We start from the raw sequence: 11,795 nt of genomic DNA on the forward strand, positions 1-11,795 counted from the left end.
CTGGGGTGAGTCCTATCCTGAGCCGGGCAAGGAATACAGCAACGAGCCCGGTCAGGGGATGTGGTACGCCAGACGCCGTCAGGAGCGTTATCTGAGCGAACAAATCACCTTCGAGGGCAAGTCCAACAGCATGACGCTGCGTCCGGGAATGGTCATTACCACGCCCGGTAAAGACTGGCCGGAAGCGCCGGACGGCCTGCTGATAGTTTCCACGAACTCTACCAACGTTGCCCGCGACACGGCGTATTTTGTCACCTTCACCGCCGTGCCGCGCAATACCCGGCATCCTTATCGCCCCGCTCTGCTGCCGTGGCCGACCGTCACCGGCACGCTGCCTGCCCGCATCTCCAGCGCGCATCCGGATGAACCTTACGCCCATATCAGCGCCGACGGTTTGTACCGCGCCCGGTTTGGTTTCGACCGCACCGAATGGCAGAAAGGCTTTGAGAGCTGCTGGCTGCGTCTGGCAAAACCCTATTCCGGTGATACTTACGGCTTCCATATGCCGCTGCTGGACTCCACCGGCGTGGCGATTGCCTTCGAGAACGGCGACGTTGACCGGCCGTACATTGCTTATGCGCTGCACGATTCACGGCATCCGGATCATGTGGCGTTACCGAACTACAAGCGGAACGTTATCCGTACTCCCGCTAATAACAAACTGCGACTGGACGATACGCGCGGGAAAGAACACATCAAGCTTTCCACACCGGCCAGCGGCAAAAGCCAGTTGAACCTGGGTGCGCTGGTCGATGACAAACGTAAAGACCGCGGTCACGGCGCCGAACTGCGCACCGACGACTGGGTGGCCGTTCGTGGCGGCAAGGGTGTGTTTATTTCCGCCGATGTGCAGGCTTGTGCCGGAGGTCAGCAACTGGACATGCAACAGGCCAAAGCACTCCTTTCCAGTGCGATGGTAGACATGCAGAGCCTGTCGGCCAGTGCTCAACAGGCCCAGGCATTAGCCGCAGACATCGACCGGCAACAGACGCTGTTACAGCAGAAACTCGACAAACTTCAGCAGGCCGTTTTGCTTTTAAGCGCACCAAAAGGCGTCGGTATTGTCAGCGGGGACAGTATGCAATTGTACGCGCAAGACAGCCTGACGCTGACCGCCGGTAAACAGGTGGATATCGGCGCGACGAAGACATTCACCGTCGCCGCCGGTGAGAAAATCAGCCTCTATAGCCGACAGGGAACCAAAATGTTTGCCGCCAAAGGCGACATCGACGTTCAGGCGCAGGGCGGGAAATTCACCACCTGGTCAACGGACGATACGCATATTGCCAGTGGCAAAAAAATGACGGTGACAGCACAGGACGAGCTGGTTCTGATCTGCGGCGGAGCCTACATCAAGCTGAAAGGCGGTAACGTTGAAATTGGCGGGCCGGGGAAACTGCTGGTGAAAAATCAGGGTATCAGTAAAAACGGTCCCGGCAGCATGCAGGGTGCCATGAAGTCCTTCGAGCCAGAGAATTTCGATGAGAAATTCGCACTCGTACATCCTCTCAGCGGCGAACCTATCCCTAACGCCAAATACCGGATGACATTGCCCGACGGTTCTGTGCAGGAAGGCGTGACTGACGCTGCAGGAAAAACGGCTCTTGTTCAGAGCACACTACTCGACGGTATGAGTTTTGAATTACTTTAAGGATGAAAGAATGAAAACACTGAATAAGCTTGCGTGTGCTTCAGCCACAATTTTTTCTTGCCTGCTAATTACCGCCTGTCATATCCCCACGGCGGCAGACGGCTTTGCTATGACAACCGGTGGAGCAGGACTAACTGAGCAGTCTGGGGTGGTTGAGTACATGATTTACAATGTCCCACCACAAGTTGTTTATCGGATTGATGACCACAGATTTTTTACGCTGGAAAATTACAAAGACTGTGATCATGGAGGCATTGTCTATTATAACGACACTAAGCTTGGTAAGAAAATTTATATCAGCGGAGGTTCAAGTAGTAATGATATTTTAACTAAAAACCCTACGATAGCCTGGCAAGGTAAATTCATTTATGCAGCCGGGGAAGAAACTATCGTGGCTCCTTATCTGATGATGTTTTGCCCCAGCGAACGTAGAAATTGTAATGCAAAACTACAATATTGGTCAGGTGATAAAAAGGAAATATCTCTTCCTGTAGGCTTTGGTTTTTCAGGTGATGATATTGAAGTGGCAATTGTTGATGATGGTTATTATATCATCAGTAAAGCTATGTTTTCCTATAAATATCAACTTTTCCCATCCCCCACTGATGAAGATGAATCTCGGGTAGATAAATTACCTGACGCAATACGAACACCTTCTGGTACTTCATATTTTTCATGTAACCGCTCTATTGTTACACATGATTTTATCAAGACAGAAAAGCAAGTATTTGACCATAAAGCAACGGAGACGCCGCAAAATGGCCAATAACTCAAAAGAACCATTACGTGTTGCACCGGTGCATATTGATGATAATGGCAAACATGTGTGGACTAGCATGTGCTCACCATCAAATAATAAAACTCGGGCAGCCTGTGAGCACCCAATACAGCTTCCTGGCCTTATTATTCTGGTTCACGGGGTAAACTCTGAGGGGGAATGGTACAATGAAGCGGAGAAAAATTTATGTGCCGGTTTGACTACACGGTTAAATTTGCCAGTCGATGTTAGACTGAAGGAAAATGAGTATTCAGATGGTAAGAAAGACATTCGTCGTGTAATTAAAGAAGGTAGATCTCCGATTATTCGTTTCTACTGGGGATATTCAGCTGGAAAAAGCGCTGACGTAAAATACCAAATTCCCCTGAGAAATGCTGAAGGTGATGATTATCACGATCTAAAAAAATACCAAAAGCTTTCTGACAGTCATTTGCAAGCTAAGGGACCGTTCTATTGGGGGGGCGGTGCATTTCAAAATGGCTGCGACCAGTTGGTGTCATTATGGAGTGAAGAAGGCTTTAGCAAATGGCTGAAGGAAATGCCGATCCCTTTCAGCGTTCAGGCCGCAAATACTGAGTTAGACCGGTTAGTTTCAGACGCTCCTGCGAGACAATATTATGCCCACGCTGCAACAAGGCTGGCTAATTTAATGGATACCATCAGAAATGATTATCCTAGAGATACCATTACGCTGATGTCCCATAGTCAGGGGACGATGATTGCGATGGCGGCAACCTTGCTTGCCAAAACCGGTCCTGATGCTTTATTTGTGATGAATTCACCTTATGCGCTTGAACATAAAACGATGGACAGGTTCGCCTACCCGTTTAATGAATGCATATCGACTAAAGCCAGGGTTGCCACGTTTGAGAATGTAGTTAAGAAAGTTGCTCAGCAAGCTAACAGGATGACACCTGCGGACTATAGCCGTCTGGTTGTCGGAGTCGATGCTGATAATAAGAGCTGGAAGCCAACAGGGATGGGACCAAACGGTACTTATGAGCGCGACAATCATGGCCGCACCTGGGTTTACAGTAATGCTCATGACCGTGTTATGGGTATGAAAGCCATTCGTAGTATCGGCTGGCAAGGCATCCCCAATACTCCTGATGGCAATATTAATAAGCTGCTTACAGGTCACCAGGGTCATCTGTTCCAGCGGATGATGGCCCGAGGCCTGCATTGTGGCGGAGACCCTCTGGTTCACACTCCTTTTGGAACGCTTCCCCCCGCAGGCAAACCGTTCTGGGATGACGGCGGTGAATTCATTTATCCTGCTCCCCCAGCAAATCAAACACTATTTATCAACGGTGAAAAGGTTCCCGAATCTTTTGATATACCCTTGAGTTTTGATGGCACGCGAGTTGGGGATAAACCCGCTGACGGAACCGACGGAAAAGGCTGGGGGCAATATTCCAGTGGAAAAATTAACGATGACACTTTTCCTTACTATGCCTCCCTATATGAAGAGCAATGGATATCCGTCCCCTCTTCACCTACATGGTCTTTACCCGGCTCTCACGACGATACGCGAGGGCAATTCACACGGCGTCGTGAAACCCGTGAACAAAAAGATGCCCGTATCGGCAAGTTTATTTCACAACCCAGCGATCACAGTACATTACCACTAGATCCCGATTTCATGATTCGGGTGGTTGCCTACGATTTACCCATTGGCTTTTGCGAGTGCTCAAACAATAAGAGTGATTTGGAAAAATACCGCAGGCTTGCTGACTGGCAAATATCGGATCCTTATTTCTCAAGCGGTGAACATCCTCACTATACCCGTCCGGCTGAAGTGGTTGCAGAATCAGCCGGTGGGATGGGGCCAGATGAACCCGCTAAAATGAAAGAAATGGAAATTTATAAACACGGTGGACGTTAAGGAAGACTGAACATGAGCAAAAAAGTCGTGGTATTAGGTGACAGCAGTTCATATGGAGGTCGTGTGACTTCTGCCTCCTCAACCTTTGAAATTGATGGTAAAAAAGCCGCCTTGCTGAACGATACGTTCTCCTGCCCTGAACATGGCAGTAACGCTATTGTTGAGTGCGATATGGGCTATGAAGAAGGCGGGCGTGGCATTGTGGTACATGGCTGTAAAACAGCCTGCGGGGCAAAGGTGTTTGCCAGCACACAAGCCGTGGACTTCGACTACGCCACCCTCAGCTACATACAGGCTTGTTTCTTCCTGCATAGCTCGGGCGCGATTGGCTGCGGCCTGTGAATTCTTGAATGCTGCGTATCGTGAATATTGCTGAACTGTGGGTAACGTATTCGGGGGACAAAATCCCTCTGCACGCATTTCGATTAGGTGGGCTTTAGCCTCTGCACTTAACAAAACCTCTTTTCGTTGTGTGCGGGCGTCTTCCTGTTCCATCTGTTTCGGCTTTGCACCTACCAGAATGTTAGCCCTTTTGCGGGCATTCTCTCTGACTTTGCGAGCGGCTTTGCTCATTGCTCAATCACTGCAATTCTGTGGGCTTATCCTGCCCAAAAACTATACGGAAAATATTTCTACGGTGATGCCAGACGGTGCCAATAACAGCCATTCCTAAGCAACGGGAGGAAGCACGGCACGAACAAGGTTAGGGATTAGCCCCGACCTGTCCGCGCTTTCAAGTGCCTTACCTTAAGTTTCCGGTTAGGTTTTCACTTGCCCCGCCCCAGAATGCCGTCTGTGCGTGGGTCAAGGGTCTGATTCGAGCCTGACATTGCTCTGCCGCGCCCCCCTTGCCTCTCTCTCTCCCATTGCCTACGCGCAAACTCAATCGCAACGGCGGGGAGGGGATACAACGGCGCTCACCAATGGCGTTCATTCATTTCGGTGATTCACTTATTCCGGCAATGCAACCTGCCCTTGTATGCGATGGCTCAACGCTAACCGGAACTCTATCCCTGAGTAGTTACAGGGACAGCATGAGTACAAAACTCACTTATTTAGTAAGCACAGAAAAATATTTAGGGTTTGTGGCGATTCGTGCGGGAAGGGTTTTGTGATGCTAGGCGCGAGCAGGCAAAGACACCCGTTAGGACACCCGCTACAATTTGCTTTTAGAGGTAGATTAATGTGTAAGTCGTTGTTTTTGAATGGTACGCCCTACAGGATTCGAACCTGTGACCTACGGCTTAGAAGGCCGTTGCTCTATCCAACTGAGCTAAGGGCGCATTGCTTGTCCCTTTCGGGAGCGTTGCGGGTTCGGATTATACGGGCAGACCGGGATGAGTCAATGGCTTTCGAACTCACTGCTTAATGCCTGAGCAATTTGCAGATATTCCCGGCTGTCTTGCAAGGTTATGTACACGGTATCGGCTATTTGTCGGATTTCAGCGCGGCAGCTATCACACGGGCGGAAGCATGATAAGCCACGCTTTCGTAAGCGGTCAGTTCCGGCAGCAGTGTTTGTACAATGCCCTTTTTGCCAATGACGGCTGGCTGACCAATATAAACGCCCAGTTTTTCATCCAGGGCAGAAACCGGATACACGCTATGGGCGTCAGACAAAATGGCATTCACCAGTCTGGCAGTGGCTGTAGCAATGCCAAAACTTGTCCACCCCTTCCCCTGCAGGATTTCCCAACCTCCGCCCCGTACAGCATCGTTCATTTTTACCCAGTCGACGTCACGGTCGCCTGCCAGTTCAGCCACCGGGCGTCCGCCGAGGGTGACGGTACTCCAGGCCACAAACTGTGATTCTCCGTGTTCGCCCATCACATAACCGGTGACACTTTTCGGATCAAAGCCAAAAAATTCGCCCACGACACGTTTCATGCGCGCGGTATCAAGCGAGGTGCCGGTGCCGAAGACCTGTGCGTCAGGGAATCCGCTGGTCTGCTGAATAATCTGCGTAATAACATCACACGGGTTGGTGATGTTGACGATCACACCGCCAAAGCCGCTGGCAATCACGCGGGGGATCACTTCGCGCACGGCGGCGCGGGTCTCAGCGAGTTCTTCCAGGCGGTCTTCACGCAGCAATGTTTTCGGTCCAACGGCAATCACCAGGACATCGGCGTCATGCAGCTCGCTATAATCATTGGCAATAACCTGTACGCGTGAGGTCGTCAGCGACGCCATGTCGCGCAACTCCAGCGCCTGACTGGCTGCTTTAGGTTCGTTTTCGTCGAGTAAAACTATTACGTCACACAAACCCTGCGTGACCAACGAGAATGCAACGTCAGCACCCACATGACCGGCACCGATGATCCCCACTTTGCGTGTCATTTGTTCCTTTCCTTATGATTTAAAAAGAGCCAGCTCTAAAATAGACACTTTTTCCGCCCCTGTCTCAGGTTAAATTTTCAGCCGTGAATAACAACTTATTCGCATTCAACGCCTGACAGCGTCCGCCGCTTCTGACAAAATAGACTTATCCCCCTGCATTTATTAATTGATGGATTTACTCCCTGATGGCAGCAAAGATTATTGATGGTAAAACGATTGCGCAGCAAGTCAGAAGCGAAGTTGCGGCGCGTGTTCAACAACGACTGGCTGAAGGAAAACGCGCCCCAGGTCTGGCTGTCGTGCTGGTCGGTGAAAACCCGGCATCACAAATTTATGTCGCCAGCAAACGTCGTTCTTGTGAAGAAGTCGGGTTTATCTCCCGTTCTTATGATCTCCCTGCCACCACCACCGAAGGTGAGTTGCTGGAACTGATCGAAAAACTCAATAACGACAGTGCCATCGACGGCATTTTGGTTCAGCTTCCCCTGCCTGCCGGTATCGATAACATTAAAGTGCTGGAGCGTATCCACCCGGATAAAGATGTCGATGGCTTCCATCCGTATAATGTCGGTCGTTTGTGTCAGCGTGCACCGACGCTGCGCCCATGTACACCGCGCGGCATTGTGACGCTGCTGGAGCGTTACGGTATTGATACCTTCGGGCTGAACGCTGTTGTTATCGGTGCTTCCAATATTGTGGGCCGTCCGATGAGCATGGAATTACTGCTGGCCGGTTGCACCACGACCGTCACGCACCGTTTCACCCGGAATTTGCGCCACCATGTTGAGAATGCCGATCTGGTGATTGTCGCTGTGGGTAAACCGGGCTTTATTCCCGGCGAATGGATTAAACCAGGCGCGATTGTCATTGATGTCGGTATTAACCGTCTGGAAAGTGGTAAAGTTGTCGGCGATGTGGAATATGATGCCGCCGCTGAGCGTGCTTCCTTTATCACACCGGTGCCGGGCGGCGTAGGCCCGATGACGGTCGCGACGCTGATTCAAAATACCTTGCAGGCATGCGAGGAATATCACGATATCAGTGCCAGTAAGCCTTAAACCATTTGCATTACACAAAAAGTCAGGAATACATGGAAACTTTCTTTCTCGAAAAACACCCGCACGTTGAACTGTGCGATCTGCTCAAATTTATGGGCTGGTGTGACAGCGGCGGTACGGCGAAAGCAGTGATTGCCGAAGGCCAGGTTAAGGTCAACGGTAAAGTCGAAACCCGTAAACGCTGCAAAATCGTTGCTGATATGAATGTTGAGTTCGCCAGCAATAAAGTCGTTGTGAAAGCATCCGCATAATCTTTCCTGCGACGTTGCAACGTAAAAGAAAATGCCCTGGAAGCGAAAGCTCACAGGGCATTTTTCATTGACAGGCTGAGCACAAGCCCGGGCATCCGTTACGGCTGCGTCACCCACAATACCGGCCATTCTCCACCACGGCTATAACCATCGCAGCTGGGCTCAGAGGCAAAAGCCGCCAACCGGAACTGTTTGCCATCAAACACCCAGCGCGAAGAGACGCCACAATCACCGATGCCTCGTCCTTTATCGTAGGTCGAGAGCATACCGGTTTTCGGGTCGAAATCAGCGTTGATAAGCTCCGGCGACTCATCATCCTCACCCAGTTTAAACGGCATATTCAGCGTCAGATTTTCCATTTTATAAGGCGCCTGTCGCGAAACCAGGAAACCCAGCGCATACAGGTTGTATGCCCCCATATCGCAGTTGACGGTCATCAGGGCTTTATCGTTGCTCAAAGCGAAAATATGCACTTCACGTTCGGAAGGGTCGAGACTGCAATCGTTATTTTCAATGGTGGTCGCGGCATTTTGTGTAATGGCTGAAATCTCGGTTTCAGATAACGCATGCGGTTCGCTGAAACGCGCAATGACCGGCGTGGCCGGGATCGGCGGCACACTGCTGGCAGGTTTTGCACCCCGGCTAACCCAGGCGGTTTTGGTGCCGACACGGCCTTGTTGCGCATCAATCGCCAGCAGCGCGGCTTTTATGCCTTTGAGGGAGATTACCGGCCTGACAGGCTGAGCCGGATCGGCTTTTACTGCCAGCTGAATGCTACTGCCTTCGCGGACAGTGGCGATAAAATCATTCACCACCAGACGGTTAGTGGTGGAAAGATGTTTTGTACTGACATCCCATTCGCGGTGATTAAAACTCAGCGTTTTGCCGTTCATCTGCAAATGGTTAGCAACCGGCACATCCGCCGTCTGCTCATCACTGTTACGCTGATAATCAATACTGACGGAGGATTTTCCTTCCGGTCCGGCTTCGCGGGTGATTTTCATGACCAGCTCCTGCCCGTCCTGCGAATTGCGCGCGACACAGTGATTCAGGTTGTCACAGCTGACCTGCCAGTCGTTATAAATAGCCTGCAACGGCTCAGCCTGCACACTAAAAGCCAGTATTGTGGCCAGCAGGCATAAAGGGGCGGTTATCCATTTACACATTATGAGTTTCAGCTCTGTTCGAAATTATCTTTCTGATAATAGCGTAACCCCCGGCAAGACTCTGCCACCAATTCAGCATTTTTTATTCGGATTTAGAAAGAGATACTCTGCCAGCAGGGTGTGCGGCAGACAATAATTTTTCATGACAGGCAAGAAGCCGTAATGGTGACGCAGGGAAACTTTCAGTACACTGGCTGAGCCAAAAACAAACAATAATGGCGAAAGGATGAAGATCATTTCTCTGGGAGATACGGATGAAGTTATTGGTTTTGATGATAACGCTGTTATCACTGCCTGCGCTGGCTGAAGAGCCGCCGGTGGTGTACGCCGGCACACTGGGTAGCACCAGTATTGTTGTCGAACTCGATTTAAATAAACCTGACGAAGTCACCGGCCGGTATTTCTATCAAAAATACCGGCTGGATCTGCCGCTGAACGGGGTGCTGGATGGTCAGGAACTAAAATTACAGGAAGGCCTGGATGATTTCGACGATACGCCGCGTCCTGAACTGACGCTGACCAAAGATGAAAACGGTGGCTGGCAAGGCAACTGGACTAACCCGCAGGGCAAAAATCTGCCGGTTAAGCTTCAGCCTGCGCAGTTACCGGCAGCAGCCACTGACGACGGCTATCTCAGTTCTTTGTTCCACACCGATCCATATGAGTATTTGCGTTTATCCGCGCTGCAACTGAAAGCCGGTAAAAATGAAAACTTTATGGGTTATCAGCTGCAATGGTGGACTGAGCCACAGTCGAAAATCAGCTTCTTTGAGATTGTCTCCGGCTATCCGGAAGCCAGTTTACCGGCCATTAACCAGAAGCTACGCGCCCGTTTATGGCAGGAAGTCAGCGGCTGGCATGCCTGTATGCTGGGTGCCAGTCGTTTTGGTCAGGGTGAATATCAGCAGACAGTGACGCCTGAATACATGAGCGACCAGGTCGTCAGTATCAGCGTGTTTACTTCTTATGATTGCGGTGGCGCGCATCCTGATTTTGGCGAGGCACCGATCAACCTGAACGCAAAAACTGCAGAAACACTGACGCTGGAAGATGTGATCTGGGTGGGCGATGGTGCACCATTCCACTATCTGAATGCTGAAGATCGCGCCCTCACCGGTAAGAACGATGTGGATTTCGATACCTTCGCCCAGTACCGCGATAAAAAATGGGCACCGTGGCTGGTAAAACAGCTGGCAGTGGCCTATCCGCAACAAATGAAAAAACCGACAGAAGAAAGCGAAGACGATTGCGATTACTCAGACCCGTCGGTCTGGCAGTTCCCGGCCTGGTATTTCACGCCAAAAGGGCTGTATTTTGATCCGACCTTTGCCCGCGTTATGCGTTCTTGCGAAGGCCCGGAATGGTCAGTTTTGCCGTGGTCTGCCATGAAAGGTCACGCAGGCAGTACCGTGATAAACATGGAGCACTGAAACAACAAAGGCACCTGCGGGTGCCTTTGGCGTTAATGCATTTCGCCGGTCCTCTTTACGCCAGCCAGCCCTGAATCTGCGCATATTGCAGCAACATGATGGTTTTACCATCTTTGATGCGCCCGTCTTTGATCATCGCCAGTGCCTCGGTAAAGGGCACCTCCAGCACATCAATGTCCTCGTCTTCCACACCACCACCGGCGTTCTGACGCTGCGACTCATCATATTCCGCCGCAAAAAAATGTACGATTTCTGTCACGCTGCCCGGCGACATATAGGCTTCAAAAAGTTTATCTACCTTGCCCACCGCAAAACCGGTTTCTTCGATGGCTTCTTTACGGATGCAATCTTCCGGCGAGTCGTTGTCGAGCAAACCGGCGCAGGTTTCCAGCAGCATACCGGTCGGGTTGCCATTGACGTAGGTCGGCATACGGAACTGTCTGATCAGCAGGACGGTTTTTTTAGGACGGTTATAAAGCAGAATCGTCGCGCCATTACCCCGGTCATACACTTCGCGGGATTGCGGCTGGCGTTCGCCATTACGCTTGATTAAATCATAGGTATATTTGCGAAGAACATACCAGTTATCAGACAGTAACTGGTTCCGGACGTTTTCGATTCTGGATGAATTGTCATCAGATGACATAAAGCGTGCCTCCGCTCAGAGGGGGTGAGAGAAGCCAGACATCATAGCGATATTACACCGCGCCCGCCAGATTCAGCCGTGCTCAATTGCATTAAGCAATTGTTCACGATGGCGTTCAATCCACTTTGCATCCAGTGGCCCCCAGCCTGAAAGCTGATAATACCCGTCATTGTTGCGTACACCTTGTTGCACAAACTCCAGCTCAACGCCCATGCCCGGCAGCGCTTTCAGAACGTCCTGCAAAGTGCGGCGCGGCCAGCCGGTGATTTCCATCAGTTTCGGTACGTTCGGTTTTTGCTCAGTGTCCAGCAACCAGCAAAGGTAGAGACGACGGGCGAAAACCGAATTTAACATCAAACTCATCTGAACGGCTCCGGTATGGACATAAGAATGGGGGCTAAAAAAAGCGGGCAGTCAAAGCGTAGCCGCTTTTAGCGAATCTGTCTGCGAGATAACCCTGTGTGCGGGGAGGTTTTTTTTACATTATCTCCTTTATTTCTCCACGTTTTATACGTGATGAGAAGGTAAAGTGCACTGATGTAGCACTACACTCTAACACTCGCTCAGTCCCGCCGGGACGGTACCGCCTC

General features: G+C 50.8%; 10 protein-coding genes, 1 tRNA gene and 1 pseudogene. 7 read left to right on the plus strand and 5 right to left on the minus strand.

Going from position 1 to position 11,795, the window contains the following annotated elements:
• From vgrG to ETV65_RS23885, 4 genes and pseudogenes are all read left to right on the plus strand, one after another.
• On the plus strand, nt 1-1,651 hold a 1,651-nt coding region (gene vgrG, locus ETV65_RS23870), incomplete at its 5' end, for a type VI secretion system Vgr family protein (RefSeq protein WP_129955571.1).
• Nucleotides 1,652-1,661: 10 nt separating this feature from the next.
• Nucleotides 1,662-2,420: a hypothetical protein gene (locus ETV65_RS23875; RefSeq protein WP_129955572.1), complete on the plus strand. Its 759-nt coding sequence runs from the start codon at nt 1,662-1,664 to the stop codon at nt 2,418-2,420.
• Entirely contained in the window at nt 2,410-4,314 is a 1,905-nt protein-coding gene (locus tag ETV65_RS23880) for a hypothetical protein (RefSeq protein ID WP_129955573.1), read from the plus strand. Before ETV65_RS23875 ends, ETV65_RS23880 begins: the two co-directional genes overlap by 11 nt.
• A gap of 12 nt (nt 4,315-4,326) precedes the next feature.
• Nucleotides 4,327-4,563 (plus strand): annotated as a pseudogene (locus ETV65_RS23885) (PAAR domain-containing protein); the annotation flags it as partial.
• A 957-nt stretch (nt 4,564-5,520) separates the two neighbouring features.
• Here the strand turns inward: ETV65_RS23885 and ETV65_RS23890 are convergent.
• Both ETV65_RS23890 and ETV65_RS23895 read right to left on the minus strand, forming a co-directional pair.
• A tRNA-Arg gene (locus ETV65_RS23890) sits at nt 5,521-5,597 on the minus strand.
• A gap of 145 nt (nt 5,598-5,742) precedes the next feature.
• Entirely contained in the window at nt 5,743-6,654 is a 912-nt protein-coding gene (locus tag ETV65_RS23895; RefSeq protein WP_129955575.1) for an L-lactate dehydrogenase, read from the minus strand.
• A 185-nt stretch (nt 6,655-6,839) separates the two neighbouring features.
• Between ETV65_RS23895 and folD the strand changes: the two genes are divergently transcribed.
• Nucleotides 6,840-7,712: a bifunctional methylenetetrahydrofolate dehydrogenase/methenyltetrahydrofolate cyclohydrolase FolD gene (folD, locus tag ETV65_RS23900; protein ID WP_129955576.1), complete on the plus strand. Its 873-nt coding sequence runs from the start codon at nt 6,840-6,842 to the stop codon at nt 7,710-7,712.
• Between the two features lie 32 nt (nt 7,713-7,744).
• Entirely contained in the window at nt 7,745-7,963 is a 219-nt protein-coding gene (ybcJ, locus tag ETV65_RS23905) for a ribosome-associated protein YbcJ (RefSeq protein ID WP_129955577.1), read from the plus strand.
• A 98-nt stretch (nt 7,964-8,061) separates the two neighbouring features.
• Here the strand turns inward: ybcJ and ETV65_RS23910 are convergent, their stop codons facing one another.
• A complete protein-coding gene (locus ETV65_RS23910) occupies nt 8,062-9,129 on the minus strand; it encodes a DUF1176 domain-containing protein (protein WP_129955578.1) in 1,068 nt (355 codons plus the stop codon).
• A gap of 254 nt (nt 9,130-9,383) precedes the next feature.
• Here ETV65_RS23910 and ETV65_RS23915 point away from each other — a divergent pair, with 254 nt between their 5' ends.
• Nucleotides 9,384-10,559 carry a hypothetical protein gene (locus ETV65_RS23915; RefSeq protein ID WP_129955579.1) on the plus strand — a complete coding sequence of 392 codons (1,176 nt, stop codon included), beginning with the start codon at nt 9,384-9,386 and terminating at the stop codon, nt 10,557-10,559.
• A 55-nt stretch (nt 10,560-10,614) separates the two neighbouring features.
• Here ETV65_RS23915 and nudK read toward each other — a convergent pair whose 3' ends face one another.
• Nucleotides 10,615-11,205, minus strand: coding sequence for a GDP-mannose pyrophosphatase NudK (nudK, locus tag ETV65_RS23920; protein ID WP_129955580.1), 591 nt, complete (start codon nt 11,203-11,205; stop codon nt 10,615-10,617).
• A 72-nt stretch (nt 11,206-11,277) separates the two neighbouring features.
• Nucleotides 11,278-11,568: a winged helix-turn-helix domain-containing protein gene (locus ETV65_RS23925; RefSeq protein ID WP_129955581.1), complete on the minus strand. Its 291-nt coding sequence runs from the start codon at nt 11,566-11,568 to the stop codon at nt 11,278-11,280.
• Nucleotides 11,569-11,795: the final 227 nt, after the last annotated feature.

The sequence above is a fragment of the Rahnella sp. RFA10(1/100) genome, assembly GCF_004195115.1.
GTDB lineage: Bacteria > Pseudomonadota > Gammaproteobacteria > Enterobacterales > Enterobacteriaceae > Rahnella > Rahnella perminowiae.